Below are 15,450 nucleotides of genomic sequence, written 5' to 3' on the forward strand. Positions count from 1 at the left end.
GCGGGCCCGGCCCGGTCCCGCGTAGACAGAACCCGACCGACCCCGACCCACGCAGACCCGCAGACCCGCAGGGGGGCGCATGCCAGCCACACCCACGTCCACATCTTTGACGTACCGTCCGCGCCGCAGACGCCGTACGAACCGTCTCCTGGTGACCGCCGCCGGTGTGCTCACCGTCGGCGCGCTGGCCGCGGCCGCCCTGCCCGCGGAGGCGGCGAGCGCGGGTGAGAGCAAGGGCGGCACGTCGCACGGGCACGGCCACCACCCGGGCCACCCGGGCCGCTACCAGGACGTGCAGCTGCTGTCCTTCAACGACCTGCACGGCAACCTGGAGCCCCCGACGGGTTCCTCGGGCCGGGTCACCGAACTGCACCCGGACGGTACGACGACGACCGTCGACGCGGGCGGTGTGGAGTACCTCGCCACCCACCTGCGCGAGGCCCGTAAGGGCAACCGCTACTCCGTCACCGCGGCCGCCGGCGACATGGTGGGCGCGTCCCCCCTCATCTCCGGCCTCTTCCACGACGAGCCCACGATCGAGGCGCTGAACAAGCTCGACCTGGACGTCACCTCCGTCGGCAACCACGAGTTCGACGAGGGCGCCAAGGAGTTGGGCCGCCTGCAGAACGGCGGCTGCCACCCCGTCGAGGGCTGCTACACGGACAAGAAGTTCAAGGGCGCCGACTTCCCGTACCTGGCGGCCAACGTCCTGAACGAGAAGACGGGCAAGCCCGTCCTGAAGCCGTACTGGGTGTGGAAGCACAAGGGCGTCAAGGTCGGTTTCATCGGCGTGACGCTGGAGGCCACCCCCGACATCGTCTCGGCTGAGGGCGTGAAGGGCCTGTCCTTCAAGGACGAGGTCGAGACGATCGACAAGTACGCCAAGGAGCTCCAGCGCCAGGGCGTGAAGTCGATCGTGGCCCTGGTGCACGAGGGCGGCTTCCCCGCCTCGTCCTCCTACAACTACGACTGCGACTCCCCGGGCGCCGGCGACGGCATCTCCGGCCCGATCGCCGACATCGCCAAGAACGTCTCGCCCCAGGTGGACGCGCTGGTCACCGGCCACACCCACGCGGCGTACGTGTGCACGATCCCGGACCCGGCGGGCAAGCCCCGCATGGTCACCTCGGCCGCGTCCTTCGGCCGCCTCTACACGGACACGACGCTGACGTACGACCGTGCGACGGGTGACATCGCCCGTACGGCGGTGAAGTCGGCGAACCACGTGGTGACGCGGGACGTCCCGAAGGCGCCGGACATGACCCGGCTGATCGACAGGTGGAACACCCTCGCCGCCCCCATCGGCAACCGCCCGATCGGCTACATCTCCGGTGACATCGTCAAGGACGGCACCATCGAGTCCCCGCTCGGCGACCTGATCGCCGACGCCCAACTGGCGTACGGCCGGACGCTGGACCCGGAGACCGACCTGGCCCTGATGAACCCCGGCGGCATCCGCGCTCCCCTCACCTACGCGGCGAGCGCCGCCGAGGGCGACGGCGTGGTCACCTACGCCGAGGGCTTCACCGTCCAGCCGTTCGCCAACACGGTCAACCTCCAGGACTTCACCGGCGCGCAGCTGATCCAGGCCCTCAAGGAGCAGGTGAGCGGCACGAACGAGGCGGCGCCGAAGATCCTCCAGATCTCCGCCGGCCTGACCTACACCCTGGACCTGACCAGGACCGGCGCGGACCGGGTGGTCACGGACTCCATCAGGCTGAACGGCTCCGCGATCGACCCGGCCGCCACCTACCGCGTCGCCACGAACAGCTTCCTCGCGGGCGGCGGCGACGGCTTCCCGACCCTCGGCGAGGGCACGGCCGACCTGGTCGGCGACGACGACCTGACGGCCCTGGAGCAGTACCTGACGGCCAACTCCTCCCCCACGACCCCGCTCGCCCCGCCTGCGGCGGACCGCATCACGGTCGTCCAGTAGTCGGCTGACGGCCCTCGGGAGGGGTCCGGCACACCCGGCAGGCCGTACGAGGCCCGTGGGTGCCGGGCCCCTCCTTCCCGTTTTGGGTCAGGTCCGCTTGGGGCCGGTGATCGCCTCTCCGGTCACGAAGCCCGTGGCGGGGCCCTTCGGGACGTCGACATCGGTTCCGTAGGGGACCCGTACCACGCCCAGCCAGTCGGCCTTGCCGGGCCGTGGTTCGGTGAGGACGACGCCCGGCCGGGCCGGCCGGGCGCACGCCCGGCGCGTGCCCGTCACGTCGAGGCGGTGTCTCCCGCGCCGGGCCACACGACCGCCTGCGCGACGATCACCCGGTCGCCGTCGAACGTGACCGACGGCCCTTCGTGGAGTCGGTAACCCATCGTCAGGGCCTCGCTCACGCGACGGCAGAACGCCACGTCGTCGGGACCGGTCAGCACGCGGTAAACAGGCAGGCCGTTCGGGGGTGTTCTCATGATCCCAGCGTGTCACACGCGTCCTCGGTGTCAGAGGGCCACGAGGTCGATGACGTTGATGACGACGTGGCGGTTGGACACGACGTAGGTGACGAAGCCGCCCTGGAAGCCCGCGGACCAGCTGTTGTCGCGATTGCTGAGCGCCGGCGGACCGAACGGGTTGAGGGTGAGCAGCTTCTCGAGGTTCTCGAGCGAGGTTCGCTGGGAGTCCGGTAACGCGGCCTTCCGTGCCGCCGCGCGGTCCACGTACCGGATGGAGTACGCGCTCACCGGCGTCCGCCCGCCTCGACGGGCCGGCCGGCCGCGTCGTAGCCGTGCCCCTCCGCGTCGCGGAACACGAGGCCTTCGGTGTCGTCCGCCGTCATGCGTTTGACGGTCTGTTCGACGTCGTCGAGGTAGCCCGGTGTGGCGCAGGCGCAGGCGAAGGGGAACCACTTGTCGATCACGGCGTCGAGCGCCGACTGGTCGAAGTCGGCGGCGGCGCTCAGCCACTCCTGCTCGAAGGCCTGCAACCAGTCCCGGCGCCGTTGCAGGGCCGCCCGGATCGCCTCGGGTGTCCTTTCGCAGGAGTTCGGATCCACCTCGTGGGCCATGGTCGGCTCCTCTCCTCCGGCCGGGGTGCGACGTGGGGGCCGGAGCACCACGGTAGAACGCGGGAGATACCGGACGGGGGTGGTCGGGTGTGTCACCTGCCACCACCCGCCCTGACGCGTTCCCCCTCGACCCGCCCCGGACCCACCCCGATCAGACTCACCCGCCGAAGGACACGGACGTCAATACGATGACGACAGCACGATTCCGTGGCGATGCGGGCGGGGTGAACGCGCCAAGAAGAAGGGAAGACGTGGCCCTTTCGGGTGGTGCGGGCGGTGAGGCTGTGCAGGTTGCTACGGCGCGGCTATGGTGAATTTATGGCAGAGCACACCACCATCCAGGTGTCCCGGAAGACCCGCGACCACCTCGCCCAGGTCGCGAAGGAAAGGGGCATGACCCTCGGGCAACTGGTCGAGCGGTTGGCGACGCAGCAGCTCACCGCGGAGCAGATCGCGGAACGCGTGGCCGCCACGCGCACGGTGCTGCGCGAGCGGATGGGATGCACGCTCACCGACGAGGAGTTCGATCAGGGGCCGGACGTCCTGGCCAACATCTACGCGATGGCCGCTGACAAGATGCATGCGCAGCGGGGCCGCGCCGCGTGATCATTCTCGACACCAGTGCTGTCGTCGCCCTCGCACGGGGGCACCGCGCCCTGCACCACCTCGCTGACAACGCGGCCCACACTCCCGGTGACTGGCTGCACGTCCCGGCGCTGTGCCTGATGTACGCCGAATCGACGGAGAAGGGCATCGCCGGTGACGTGCTCGCGCTGCCGGGCGTCATGGTTGACGCGCTTCACCAGACTGCGGCGGCAACGGTCGGCAGTATGCACCGAGAGGGCTGGGGCGGCCCCGACACCTGTCACGCCCTGTACATCGCCACCCCGCACCTGGAGACCGGTGGCATGTCGATCATCCTGACCGGCCGGGAGGACGACTACCCGCCCGGCGTCCTCACGGTCGACATCGACTCCCCCGGGATGCTCGGCTTCCACTGAGCCGGCGGGTGTCGCCGCTTCCCGGTTCACTCGATCCCGTACTCGGCCGCATAGGGGCACACGGTTTCCCGCATCCCGTCACGGCACCTCGGGTGGTGGGGTGGGGGCGCCGGGGAGGCGGATCGTGGCGGTCGTGCCGCCGCCGTCCGCGCGGGTCAGGGTGACCTCGCCGCACGCCTGCTGGACCGTGCGGGCCACGATGGACAGGCCGAGGCCCGAGCCGGGGAGGGCGCGGGCGGTGGGGGAGCGCCAGAACCGGTCGAAGACGTGGGGGAGTTCGTCGGCGGCGATGCCGGGGCCGTGGTCGCGGACGGTGAGGACGCCGTCGGTGAGCCGTACGTCGATCGTGGCGCCCTCCGGGCTGAACTTCACCGCGTTGTCCAGGACGTTGACCACGGCCCGCTCCAGCGCGGAGGGCTCCGCGCGTACGTACCAGGGCCGGAGGTCCGCCGTGATGGTCAGCTCCGGGCCGCGCAGCCGGGCGCGGCGCAGCGCCGACTCCACGACGTCCTGCCAGGCGACGATCTGCGCACGGCCCCCGTGCTGGCCGGTGTCCGGCCGGGACAGCTCCTGCAGGTCGCCGATGAGCGCCGCCAGTTCCGTCATCTGCGCCTTGACCGAGGCGAGCAGGGCCTTTCGGTCCTCGGCGGGCAGGGGGCGGCCCGTCTCCTCGCTGCGGGTGAGGAGTTCGATGTTGGTACGGAGGGAGGTGAGCGGGGTGCGCAGCTCGTGGCCGGCGTCCGCGATGAGCTGCTGCTGCAGGTCGCGGGAGCTGGCCAGGGCGGACGTCATCGAGTTGAAGGAGCGGGAGAGGCGGGCGACCTCGTCCTCGGAGTCGTCCTCCACGGGGATGCGGACGCCCAGGTCCTCGGTGCGCGCCACGTGTTCCACGGCCTCGGTGAGCTTGTCGACGGGGCGCAGACCGGCGCGGGCGACCGCGAGGCCGGCGGCGGCCGAACCGACCACTCCGACGCCGGAGACGAGGAGCAGGATCAGCGCGAGGTCGCCCAGCGTCGACTGGGTGCTGTCGAGAGGAACGGCGGCGACATAGGCGTAGTCATGGGCCGTGCCCCGGCCCATGGGGATCTTGACGGTGACCGCGGTGGTCAGCACGCGTACCTGGTCACCGTTGCTGTCGACGCCGTTGCGGAACCGTGCGGAGTCGGGGTCCGGGTTCTTCGCCACGTCCTTGTCGCCGCCGGTGACCTTGACCGCGGCCGAGGCGAAAGGCAGCAGGCAAACGGTGCCGTCCGTTCTCACCAACTGGCCGTAACTCCCGCTCTGCGGGCCGATGGCGTCCGTCCACGAAGGTGTCTGGCTACAGGTGTCGACGATTCTGTCGAGCTGGTTCTTGTCCAACTCGACGACCGACGACCGCAGGTCGCCGTCGAGTTCCGCGTACAGCTTCCCCTGCACGATGAACCAGCACGTCACCGACACCGCCGCCACCGCGAACGCCACCGCCGCCGCCACCAGCAGCGACAGCCGCGCCCGGATGGGCAGCGCGCGGAACCGGCGGGCAAGAGCCGTCACTCCGCGCCGTCCTGCCGCAGGGCGTAGCCGACGCCCCGCACCGTGTGCACCAGGCGCGGTTCGCCGCCCGCCTCGGTCTTGCGGCGCAGGTACATGACGTACACGTCGAGGGAGTTCGACGAGGGCTCGAAGTCGAAGCCCCAGACCGCCTTCAGGATCTGCTCACGCGTGAGCACCTGGCGCGGGTGCGCCATGAACATCTCCAGCAGCGTGAACTCCGTACGGGTCAGCTCCACCCGTCGCGCGCCCCGCGTCACCTCGCGGGTCGCCAGGTCCATGCGCAGGTCGGCGAAGGCCAGGACGTCGTTCTCCTCCGCGGCGCCGGCCACGGCCGCCGCGTACGAGCTGCGGCGCAGCAGCGCGCGGATACGGGCGAACAGCTCGTCCAGCTCGAACGGCTTGACCAGGTAGTCGTCCGCCCCGGCGTCCAGCCCGGTCACCCGGTCGCCGACCGTGTCCCGGGCGGTCAGCATCAGGATGGGTGTGGTGTCGCCGGTGGCCCGGATGCGGCGGGCGGCGGTCAGGCCGTCCATCCGGGGCATCTGGATGTCGAGGACGACCAGGTCGGGCCGGTGGGCCGCGGCCTTCTCCAGGGCGTCCGCGCCGTCGACGGCGACCTCGGTGCCGTATCCCTCGAAGGCCAGGCTGCGCTGGAGCGCTTCGCGCACCGCCGGCTCGTCGTCGACGATCAGGATGCGCTGGGGTTCGCGGTCACGGTCGCCGTCTGCGGGGCTCATGGGGTCGGGGTTCCTCTGGTCTGCCGGGGTGTCGGCCGGCGGCGTGTCGGGCTGCTGGTCTGCTGGACTGGAAGGGGAACGCGGAGCTGGGAGCTCGAACTCCCAGGATCCCAGGCTCGCACGAGTGCCCGGGGCGCGTGCGCCGCGGATCAGCCGCGCGCGGTGCGGCGGTGTCCGTGCCCGTTGGCGGTCCTGCGGCGGGTCGTGGCCGGGGCGACCTCCGGGGCCCGCCGTACCGGGGTGGGCAGCTCGGCCGCGACCTCCAGCGCGAGGGCGAGACCGGCCGGGTCGGCGCCGGGGACCTCGTGGGTGACCTGCTTGATCTGTTTGGCCTGTGTGATCATGTCGGGCTCCTCGGGTGGGAACCGAATCGGATCGGTGCGTACCGCGTGCGGCGGCGGTTCGCGGCGCCGTCAGTTCATGGCGCCGGACCGCAGGGCCGGGAGGTCCGCCTTGACCGTGTTGACCGGGATGGCGAAGCCCAGGCCCACGCTGCCGGCGTCGGACGAGGAGGAGCCGCTGCCGCTCGGCGCGTACATCGCGGAGTTGATGCCGATGACGGCGCCGTTCATGTCGATCAGCGCGCCGCCGGAGTTCCCGGGGTTCAGGGACGCGTCGGTCTGGATCGCCTTGTACGTCGTCGTGGACCCGCCGGTGTCGCCGTTGAACTGCTGCCCGCCGAACCCGAAGGGCCAGCCGCCCTGCTGTCCCTGCTGTTGCTGCCCCTGGCTCCCGTCGGTGGAGACGGTCACGTCACGGTTGAGCGCCGAGACGATGCCGCTGGTGACGGTGCCGGTCAGGCCCTCGGGGGAGCCGATCGCCACGACCTCGTCGCCGACCTGTACGCGGTCGGAGTCGCCGAGGGCGGCCGGCTTCAGGCCCGAGGCGTCGTTCAGCTTGATCAGCGCGAGGTCCTTCGAGCTCTCCGTGCCGACGACGTCCGCGGTGTACGTCGTGCCGTCGCTGGTCCGCACCTTGACCGAGGAGGCACCGGCGACGACGTGGTTGTTGGTGATGATCTCGCCGCCCTTGGTGATGATCACACCGGAGCCGGTGGACGATCCGGCGTTGGAGGTGGCGTTGATCTCGACGATGCTCGGGCTGACCGTCTTGGCGACACCGGACACCGTGCCCTTCTGACCGGTCGGCACCACAGGGGCGCTGCTCGCGCTCGACGAGGCGACGGTGCCGTTGCCGGTCAGCTCCTGGATGCCGTAGGCGGTGGCGCCGCCCACGGCCGCCGCCACGATCGCCACGGCGGCGAGCAGGGCGGCCGGGCCCCGGTTCCGCTTCCGGCGGGGCCCGACGGGGCCGGCGGCGACCGGATGCCCCGGCGCGAACGCCGGCGGGGGCGGCCACTCGGGGTTCACCGAGGAGGAGGGGTGCTGCGGGCCGCTCGCATGCGGGTTCTCGTGCTCGCCGCTGCGGTGAAAGGATTCGGTCATGTCAACGAGCCTCCCGTCCGACCATGAGAGCACCCTGAGTGCCCGCTGAGAAGTCCGACAGAACATCGTATGCCCGATATAAAGATGCCCTCGGTGGCCCGGTCGGTAGCCCGGTCGTCGGCCCGGACAGTGGTCCGGTCGGCGGCCTGACCGCTACGCGCAGCCGCAGGAGCGGCGGACCACCAGTCCGGACGGGAAGACCTTCAACCGCTCGCGCTGCGAGCCGGCCACCCGCAGCCCGTCGTCGAGGACGAGGTCGACCGCCGCGCGGGCCATCGCCGAACGGTCGGAGGCGACCGTGGTCATCGGCGGATCGGTGAGCGCCGCCTCCTTGATGTCGTCGAACCCGACGACCGCGAGCTCGCCGGGCACGTCGATGCGCAGCTCGCGCGCCGCGCGCAGCACGCCGATCGCCTGGTCGTCGGTGGAGCAGAAGATCGCGGGCGGGCGGTTCGGCCCGGAGAGGATGTCGAGCCCGACGCGATAGGCGTCGTAGCGGTTGTACGGGGCCTCGAAGAGGCGGCCCTCGGTCGGGATGCCGGCCTCCTTCATCGCCCGTCGCCAGCCCTCGACGTGGTCGGAGACCGGGTCGCCGACGGCGGGGGTCTCCGCGGTGCCGCCGACGCAGGCCACGTACTCGTAGCCGTGTTCCAGCAGGTGGCGGACGGCGAGCTGGGCGCCGCCGAGGTCGTCGGTGACGACGGCGACGTCGTCGATGGCCTCGGGGCGTTCGTGCAGCAGGACGACCCGGGCGTCCCAGGCGTCTATCTCCGCGGCGGCGAGGTCGTTGAGCGCGTGGCTGACCAGGATCAGCCCGGAGACACGCATTCCCAGGAACGCCCGCAGGTAGTGGACCTCGCGCTCGCCGATGTAGTCGGAGTTCCCGACGAGCACCATCTTCCCGCGCTCGGCCGCGGCCTGTTCGACCGCGTGCGCCATCTCCCCGAAGAAGGGCTGGCGCGCGTCCGGGACGATCAGGCCTATCAGGTCCGTGCGCCGCGACGCCATCGCCTGGGCGACCCGGTCGGGCCGGTACCCCAGCTCCTTGATCGCGGCGAGTACGCGTTCGCGCGTGGCCGGGGCGACCGGCCGGGGTCCGTTGTTGATGACATAGCTGACGACGGCGGTGGAGGTACCCGCCAGCCGCGCCACGTCATCCCTTGTCACCTTGGCCACGCGCGGAGTCTACGCGGATATAACCGGTCCCGGCAGAGTAAGAAGGAGCCTGTGAACGGCGGAGAAGGGCGGGAAAACGGCGCGTGCCCGCGAACGCGCGCGAAATCTCACGCCTGCGTCCGTGACTCCGTGGTTCCCCGGACGGCCTTCTCGTCCGTATCCGCCGCCTTTTGCCGGTCGGCGGCCTTGCCCTTGCCCTCCTTGGCCCGCTCGCCCTTCTCCGGCGTAACGAATCGGTAACCCACGTTCCGGACGGTGCCGATCAGTGACTCGTGCTCGGGTCCGAGCTTGGCCCGCAGTCTCCGTACGTGGACGTCGACCGTGCGGGTGCCGCCGAAGTAGTCGTAGCCCCAGACCTCCTGCAGCAGCTGGGCGCGGGTGAACACCCGGCCGGGATGCTGGGCGAGGTACTTCAGCAGCTCGAACTCCTTGAAGGTGAGATCGAGGACGCGCCCCTTCAGCTTGGCGCTGTAGGTCGCCTCGTCGACGGACAGGTCGCCGCTGCGGATCTCCATGGGGGAGTCGTCGCCGGCGATCTGCAGCCGGCCCATGGCGAGCCGCAGCCGGGCCTCCACCTCCGCCGGTCCGGCGGTGTCGAGGAGGACGTCGTCGATGCCCCAGTCCGCGGTGACGGCGGCGAGGCCGCCCTCGGTCACCACGAGGACGAGGGGGCAGCCGGGGCCGGTGGAGCGCAGCAGCTGGCAGAGGCTGCGGACCTGCGGGAGGTCGCGCCGGCCGTCGACGAGGATGACGTCGGCGCCGGGGGTGTCGACCAGGGCGGGACCCTGGGCCGGGGCCACGCGCACGTTGTGGAGCAGCAGGCCGAGGGCGGGGAGCACCTCCGCCGACGGCTGGAGGGCGTTGGTCAGCAGGAGCAGTGAACTCATCGCACCCCTCCCTCGAGATCTCGGCGCCGGGAGCCGAGCTCGCGGAGCCGGCTGTCGGGCTCCCGGTCCGGCGCGGGTGCTGCCCACTTCCGGGTCGTCATACGGTCGTGCACGGTTCGCTCGCCCATAACGTCTGGTTCCTCCTCGGTCCCTGCGGTGGGGGTACCTCCCACGCCGTCGGGGCAGTGGGGGAGTCTGCGGCTTGCTTCGTGCGTTCGACGGCCCGTACACCGGCGGTTTCCCGCGTCGTATACAACGCTTCCGAAAGCACAAAAGGACCCGGGGGCTTCGCTGCCCGAGTCCTCTCCCCCGCAGAATAGCCGACATGAGCACCGGTCCGGCAGGTCATGTGGCACGTTCCGCCATTCGTCCGAATTCCGAGACGCACGGCGTAACACGTGGTGGTACGTCTTTGCGGACGTTTCTGCGGACCGCGGACGGAGTGCGGATCGATTCCGTGTACGAATCGGCCACCGTGTCGGCGGCGGCCGGGAACAACGGCCTCCGCCCACCCTCCCGTGATCCGGTGTTCGTGATCGCGCACGGGTTCACGGGGCACGCGGACCGGCCGCACGTACGCAGGGCGGCGCGGGCTCTCGCGCGGCACGGGGCGGTCGTGACGTTCTCCTTCCGCGGGCACGGAGCCTCGGGCGGGCGGTCCACGGTGGGGGACCGCGAGGTGCTGGATCTGGCGGCGGCGGTGTCGTGGGCGCGGGAACTGGGGCACGCGCGCGTGGCGACGGTCGGGTTCTCGATGGGCGGCTCGGTGGTGCTGCGGCACGCGGCGCTCGACGCGGGTGGTGCCGGTGGTGCGGGCGGTCCGGATGCCGTGGTGTCCGTCAGCGGGCCCGCCCGGTGGTTCTACCGGGGAACGGCTCCCATGCGGCGGCTGCACTGGCTGGTGACCCGGCCCTCGGGACGGCTGGTGGGTCGGTACGGGCTGCGGACGCGGATCCACCGCCGGGACTGGGACCCCGTTCCGCTGTCCCCCGTCGAGGCGGTGCCGCGCCTCGCGCCGACGCCGCTGCTGGTCGTGCACGGCGACCGCGACGGCTACTTCCCGCTCGACCATCCGCGCATGCTGGCGGCCGCGGCCGGCGAGCACGGGGAACTGTGGGTGGAGCCGGGCATGGGGCACGCGGAGAACGCGGCGTCCGACGGGCTGTTGCACCGGATCGGGGACTGGGTGGTGGCCCGGGCGGGCTAGCCTGACCGTGTTCACCGTCAACCCGATTGAGGAACCAGCAGATGGCAAAGGTCACGGTGCGGTACTGGGCCGCCGCCAAGGCCGCGGCCGGGGTGGCCGAGGAGACGTTCGAGGCGGCCACGCTCGCCGAGGCGCTCGACGCGGCGCGCGAGCGGCACCCCGGCGAACTCACGCGCGTCCTGCGGCGGTGCTCCTTCCTCGTCGACGGTGATCCCGTGGGCACCCGCGAACATGAGACGGTACGGCTGGCCGAGGGCGGCACGGTCGAGGTGCTCCCGCCGTTCGCAGGAGGGTGAGCGATGACCAACCAGCCGTATCAGGACTACGACGGGTACGAGGGGCAGCGGGGCCACGACCCCCACGGGCGGCACCAGCCCCAGCAGCACCAGCAGTACCGGCAGCCCGAGCCGCAGGCGTGGCCCGGGGGGCAGCCGGGCCACGAGGACCCGCACGCCGCCATGCAGTACACGCAGCAGTGGCAGGGGCAGACGTGGGAGACGCAGATGCAGCCGCCGGTCCCGGCGGCGACCCCGGCGGAGGAGACGTCGTACCTGCCGCAGACCCCACCGCCCCCGCAGGGGCACGGCGGGCCCGCGGTGTACGCCGGGTACGGCGCGGCCCCGACCCACGGGGCCCCGGCGGGCGCCGTCCCCGCCACCGGCGCCGTACCCACACCCCCGCCCGCACCCGCCGCTCCCGCACCCTCCGCTTCCGCTGACGGTCCCGAGTACGGGCCCGCCACCCTCGCCGGGAACACCCGGGTCACGGACGCGCAGCGCGCCCGCGCGGAGGGGCGCTCGCCGATCATCGAGCCCGGCATGCAGCCGGCGGCGCTCACCGCGCTGCTGGGGCTGCTGCTCGCCGGCGGGGCGGCGCTGGGTACGTACGCCCTGCTCGTACCGCTGGTGGCCCTCCAGGGGCTCACCGCCGCGGGCTGGTTCCGGCTGAACGGGATGTGGCCCGCGCGGCAGGGCATCGCCCTGGGCTTCCTCGGGGCGCTGGTCGCCGACGTGGCGCTGCTGGCGTCCGACCGCTCACCGTCGGCCGTCCTCGGCACGCTGGGGGTGTGGGTGGTGCTGTCGCTGGTGCTGCAGCTGCGCTCGCACGCCGACCCCGACGAGCGGATGTACGGCCTGACGGCGACGGTCGCCGCGTCGGCGCTGGCGATCGTGGCGAGCGGATACCTGGCGGCCGACGCCGACGCGGTGACGGTCGGCGGGGTCGCGCTGGCGGCGGCGGTCGTGGCGCGTGCGCTGCCGTTGCCGACGCCGGCGTCCGTCGTGGTCGCGCTGCTCGTGGCGGCGGGTGCGGGCGCGGCGGTCGGCGGGATGACGGGGTTCGGCGCCTCGGGCGCGCTGATCGGTGCGGGCGCGGCGGTGTGCGCCCTGATCGGACACCGCGTCGCGAGCTACGACTACCCGTCCCGGTTCGTCCACTTCACGGCCGGGGTGGCCCTGCCGCTGGCCGCGGCGGCACCGGCGGTGTACGTACTGGGGCGCGTCGCCGGCTGACGGCATTGACGGCACAGACGACCGGCGGACCTGCGGCCCCTGTCACCCTCGATCCACCGCGTGATCTTTGATCGCGCGGTGTGATTGGTTTCGGGGTGGATTTTCGGTTCCGGGCAGGGCGGGTTTCCGGATGGCCGTTCCGGTGGCGGGTTCTCCGAGGTCTTCCAGATCGTGGACGGGCGGGGGTCCGGTTGGTCAGGTCTGCATCCGCTGCCCGGTGGCGGTCCACAGGTCGGTGAAGTCGTCGGCCCAGCGCCAGCGTTGGGGCAGATGCAGCACTACTCGTCGTCCCGGGCGGGCGATGCGGGCCGGAACGGCGATGAGATGACGGCGGATCGTGCCGGTCCGTGCCCGTGCGTGGAAGGCGGAAGCGAGGTGTCCGGCCGCGCGGGTGAGGTTGTAGGCGGTGGCGGCCAGGGTGAGCCAGGCCGCGTTCGCGGTGAACTTCCCCGAGGGCAGGTGGGCCAGGGCGGAGTCCTCCAGATCGGCGAAGACCTGTTCCACCGCGGCGTGAGCACGATGCATGGGCTCGGCGTCGGTGAGGACGAAGGTGCTGTCGGTGAAGACCACATGATGGCGCCAGACCGCGAACAGCTCACTTTGTCCGTCGGGCACCGTCTTCGGGTTCAGCCGCTTCACACGGCGGACGATCAGCCGGGCGGTGGTGTGGAACTGCTTCTTCTTGCTGGTGAACGCGGTGAACGGGATCTCGGCGATCTCGGCGTCGGAGATCCAGCGTTCCTCCTCGGCGTCCCAGATCGCGTCGGTGTACCGGATCGGTGTCCAGGTGTCAGGGGGCATCGTCTCGATCGCCGTGCGGATCGTCTTGGTGACCGCGACGGCCAGCGAGAAGCGGGCGCCGGCCCGACGGCAGGCGGCGACGACCTTGTGGGAGAAGAACGCCGAGTCGGCGCGCACGATGATCTGCGCGGTGATCCCCATGGCCCGCACCGTGGTCAGCGCCTCGCGCAGCAGACTCGCCGCCCCCTTGCCGGAGCCCGCCGACCCCCTGCGCAGCCTGGTGGCGACGATGACCGGCGCGCAGGTGGACGTCTTGACCGTGACGATCTGGAAGTGCAGCCCCCGGACCTTGGTGTAGCCGAACGAGGCGCCCTGCTTGGCCGGGCCGTAGACCTGCTTGACCTTGGAGTCGATGTCGACGAACACCACCTCGTCCGTCGTGGGCACCAGTCCGGTGTGGGCGGCCAGGTTGCAGGTGAACGCGCGTGTCGCGGACTGGAGTTGCCGGACGTGTCCCCAGGTGAAGGCGCGCAGGAAGGTGCCCAGCGTGGACGGTGCCCGCACCCCTGCGAAGAGCTTCCGCAGCCCTCCGTGCCGCAGGACATCCAGGTCGTCGATGGAGTCGGCGCCGGCGGCCATGCCGCCCACGATGCTCATCGCCTTCGCGTCGGGGGCCGTGCCGGCGCCGTTGGCCGCGCCGGCCAGTTTGACCTTCTCGGCCACCAGAGCCGGCAGGCTGCACCGCTCGGCCAGCCGGATCACCGGGACCAGCCCGGCATGCGCGATGAGATTCGGCTCGTCGAACGCGGCAAACACCCGCGCCGGGCTGTGGGACGATTTCACTTGAGAGGTGCCTTGCAGGTCGGGACCGGTGGAAGCGTAGGAACTCCCATCATCCCAGGTCAGCGGGCACCTCTTCTGATTTCTCCGTCCACGGCCCGTCCGCTACGCGGTGGATCCAGGGTCACAGGTGATCGACAATCTCGGGGTTTCCCCGGCCTCGCGGGTTACCCTCGCGCAGGACGGCTGCCCGGCCGTCCGTGGGGGACTGCCGTCGAAAGTACCTAGGTGGGGGAACCAACCGCATGCGCGCACTGCGAATACTGCTGGTCGTCGTCGTGATTCTGGGCGGCATCTTCGTGATCGTGGACCGGGTCGCGGTCAACTTCGCGGAGGGCGAGGTGGCCGACCGGCTCAAGTCGACGGAGAACCTCGCCGCCACTCCCGACGTGTCCATCAACGGTTTCCCCTTCCTCACCCAGGTCGCGGGCGGCACCCTCGACGAGGTGCAGATCGGCATCGAGGGCTACGAGGCCACCACCGGCGACGGCGCGAAGAACATCCGCATCGCCGACCTGCGCGCCGACATGGAGGGCGTCGAGTTCTCCAGCGATTTCAGCTCCGCGACCGCCGCCGCCGCGACCGGCACCGCGACCGTCGCCTACGACGAGCTGCTCAAGACCGCCAAGTCCGACTCCACGCAGGTGGCCCCCGGTGTCACCGCCGGCGTCGTCGGCCTCTCCGACGGCGGCGACGGGAAGATCAAGGTGACGGTGGAGGCCACCGTCCTGGGCACCAAGCTGCCCGAGCCGGTCTCCGTGCTCAGCTCCGTGACGGTCGTGGACGGCGACACCGTGCGGGTGCGGGCGGACGGGCTGCCGAAGTTCGGCGGCGTCGAGATCGCCGAGACGCGGGTGCGGGCGATCACCGACTTCGAGCAGAAGATCAACGGCCTGCCCGGCGGCATCAAGCTGGACAAGGTCGAGGCCGCGGAGAGCGGCGTCCACATCACCGTGAAGGGTTCCGACGTCCGCCTGGCCGGGTAGGTAGCGAGCGGCGGGCCCTCGGGACGGCCCCCGGGGGATCCCCGACGAACCCCTGGCACCCCCGCACAAAACCCCGACGGGCCTCAGGCGTTCGACAGGCGAGACGAAGGCGTCCGTAGAGCAGATGCGACGGCGCACGCGGCCCCGCCCGGGGTGCGCGGGCGCGGACCCGGCAGTACAGTCATCCCATATCCCGGACAATTCTGTATCAGCATGTGACACATCGGTGACACGCCCGCCCTGCCCTCCCTACGATCGACGGCATGCAGTGTCAGACGAGCGTCCTCCGAGCGCGAGGACAAGCGGATCTCACGAAGCGGCGGGCAGTCGACCTGTGCCGCGTCGCCGCCATGCTCTGTCGACCCTTCTGAGCGGCCGCATCGC

The 15,450-nt window shown here is 71.4% G+C and carries 19 protein-coding genes; 8 read left to right on the forward strand and 11 right to left on the reverse strand.

The genetic code is table 11. The features are described from left to right. The first annotated feature begins 79 nt into the window (after positions 1-79). Positions 80-1,936 (forward strand): bifunctional metallophosphatase/5'-nucleotidase, encoded by a 1,857-nt coding sequence (locus AC6F7H_RS14580; protein WP_500757414.1) that lies wholly within the window; start codon positions 80-82, stop codon positions 1,934-1,936. A gap of 87 nt (positions 1,937-2,023) precedes the next feature. Here AC6F7H_RS14580 and AC6F7H_RS14585 read toward each other — a convergent pair whose 3' ends face one another. Genes AC6F7H_RS14585 through AC6F7H_RS14600 form a run of 4 tightly spaced genes read right to left on the reverse strand, consistent with a single transcriptional unit; the run spans position 2,024 to position 3,002 of the window. Then, entirely contained in the window at positions 2,024-2,212 is a 189-nt protein-coding gene (locus tag AC6F7H_RS14585; protein WP_500757415.1) for a hypothetical protein, read from the reverse strand. Further along, on the reverse strand, positions 2,209-2,409 hold the full coding sequence (locus AC6F7H_RS14590; protein WP_500757416.1) for a DUF1737 domain-containing protein: 201 nt from the start codon (positions 2,407-2,409) through the stop codon (positions 2,209-2,211). The genes AC6F7H_RS14585 and AC6F7H_RS14590 overlap by 4 nt, the downstream gene beginning before the upstream one ends. A gap of 30 nt (positions 2,410-2,439) precedes the next feature. Then, positions 2,440-2,679 (reverse strand): hypothetical protein, encoded by a 240-nt coding sequence (locus AC6F7H_RS14595; RefSeq protein ID WP_500757417.1) that lies wholly within the window; start codon positions 2,677-2,679, stop codon positions 2,440-2,442. Further along, a complete protein-coding gene (locus AC6F7H_RS14600) occupies positions 2,676-3,002 on the reverse strand; it encodes a DUF6247 family protein (protein ID WP_500757418.1) in 327 nt (108 codons plus the stop codon). Before AC6F7H_RS14600 ends, AC6F7H_RS14595 begins: the two co-directional genes overlap by 4 nt. Positions 3,003-3,320: 318 nt before the next feature. On the opposite strand from AC6F7H_RS14600, the gene AC6F7H_RS14605 reads away from it, so the two are divergent. After that, positions 3,321-3,608, forward strand: coding sequence for a hypothetical protein (locus AC6F7H_RS14605; RefSeq protein ID WP_500757419.1), 288 nt, complete (start codon positions 3,321-3,323; stop codon positions 3,606-3,608). Then, entirely contained in the window at positions 3,605-4,003 is a 399-nt protein-coding gene (locus AC6F7H_RS14610; RefSeq protein ID WP_500757420.1) for a hypothetical protein, read from the forward strand. The genes AC6F7H_RS14605 and AC6F7H_RS14610 overlap by 4 nt, the downstream gene beginning before the upstream one ends. A 78-nt stretch (positions 4,004-4,081) precedes the next feature. Here the strand turns inward: AC6F7H_RS14610 and AC6F7H_RS14615 are convergent, their stop codons facing one another. The 6 genes from AC6F7H_RS14615 to AC6F7H_RS14640 all read right to left on the reverse strand — a co-directional run bounded on the left by AC6F7H_RS14615 (position 4,082) and on the right by AC6F7H_RS14640 (position 9,781). Beyond that, on the reverse strand, positions 4,082-5,536 hold the full coding sequence (locus AC6F7H_RS14615) for a sensor histidine kinase (RefSeq protein ID WP_500757421.1): 1,455 nt from the start codon (positions 5,534-5,536) through the stop codon (positions 4,082-4,084). Further along, the gene (locus AC6F7H_RS14620) at positions 5,533-6,273 is read right to left on the reverse strand and encodes a response regulator transcription factor (protein WP_500757422.1); all 741 of its coding nucleotides are present in this window, start codon (positions 6,271-6,273) and stop codon (positions 5,533-5,535) included. Before AC6F7H_RS14620 ends, AC6F7H_RS14615 begins: the two co-directional genes overlap by 4 nt. 149 nt (positions 6,274-6,422) lie before the next feature. Beyond that, positions 6,423-6,617, reverse strand: a complete 195-nt coding sequence (locus tag AC6F7H_RS14625; RefSeq protein ID WP_500757423.1) for a hypothetical protein — start codon at positions 6,615-6,617, stop codon at positions 6,423-6,425. A 69-nt stretch (positions 6,618-6,686) separates the two neighbouring features. After that, positions 6,687-7,718, reverse strand: coding sequence for a S1C family serine protease (locus tag AC6F7H_RS14630; RefSeq protein ID WP_500757424.1), 1,032 nt, complete (start codon positions 7,716-7,718; stop codon positions 6,687-6,689). A 153-nt stretch (positions 7,719-7,871) separates the two neighbouring features. After that, positions 7,872-8,894 carry a LacI family DNA-binding transcriptional regulator gene (locus AC6F7H_RS14635; protein ID WP_109379219.1) on the reverse strand — a complete coding sequence of 341 codons (1,023 nt, stop codon included), beginning with the start codon at positions 8,892-8,894 and terminating at the stop codon, positions 7,872-7,874. A gap of 107 nt (positions 8,895-9,001) precedes the next feature. Then, positions 9,002-9,781, reverse strand: coding sequence for a winged helix-turn-helix transcriptional regulator (locus AC6F7H_RS14640; protein ID WP_500757425.1), 780 nt, complete (start codon positions 9,779-9,781; stop codon positions 9,002-9,004). Positions 9,782-10,106: 325 nt separating this feature from the next. Here AC6F7H_RS14640 and AC6F7H_RS14645 point away from each other — a divergent pair, with 325 nt between their 5' ends. From AC6F7H_RS14645 to AC6F7H_RS14655, 3 genes are read left to right on the forward strand one after another with little or no spacing between them, the layout of a single operon-like run. After that, positions 10,107-10,988 carry an alpha/beta hydrolase gene (locus tag AC6F7H_RS14645; RefSeq protein WP_500757426.1) on the forward strand — a complete coding sequence of 294 codons (882 nt, stop codon included), beginning with the start codon at positions 10,107-10,109 and terminating at the stop codon, positions 10,986-10,988. A 41-nt stretch (positions 10,989-11,029) separates the two neighbouring features. Continuing rightward, the gene (locus AC6F7H_RS14650) at positions 11,030-11,284 is read left to right on the forward strand and encodes a MoaD/ThiS family protein (RefSeq protein WP_500757427.1); all 255 of its coding nucleotides are present in this window, start codon (positions 11,030-11,032) and stop codon (positions 11,282-11,284) included. Between the two features lie 3 nt (positions 11,285-11,287). After that, entirely contained in the window at positions 11,288-12,499 is a 1,212-nt protein-coding gene (locus tag AC6F7H_RS14655; protein WP_500757428.1) for a hypothetical protein, read from the forward strand. Positions 12,500-12,694: 195 nt separating this feature from the next. Here the strand turns inward: AC6F7H_RS14655 and AC6F7H_RS14660 are convergent, their stop codons facing one another. After that, a complete protein-coding gene (locus AC6F7H_RS14660) occupies positions 12,695-14,083 on the reverse strand; it encodes an IS1380 family transposase (protein WP_500757429.1) in 1,389 nt (462 codons plus the stop codon). A gap of 242 nt (positions 14,084-14,325) precedes the next feature. Here AC6F7H_RS14660 and AC6F7H_RS14665 point away from each other — a divergent pair, with 242 nt between their 5' ends. Together AC6F7H_RS14665 and AC6F7H_RS14670 are read left to right on the forward strand one after the other, a co-directional pair. Beyond that, complete coding sequence (locus AC6F7H_RS14665) at positions 14,326-15,066, forward strand: LmeA family phospholipid-binding protein (protein WP_500757430.1); 741 nt, start codon at positions 14,326-14,328, stop codon at positions 15,064-15,066. A gap of 263 nt (positions 15,067-15,329) precedes the next feature. After that, positions 15,330-15,437, forward strand: coding sequence for an Ms5788A family Cys-rich leader peptide (locus tag AC6F7H_RS14670; protein WP_350849312.1), 108 nt, complete (start codon positions 15,330-15,332; stop codon positions 15,435-15,437). The last annotated feature ends 13 nt before the right edge of the window (positions 15,438-15,450 follow it).

The sequence above is a fragment of the Streptomyces sp. MMS24-W38 genome, from assembly GCF_059889265.1.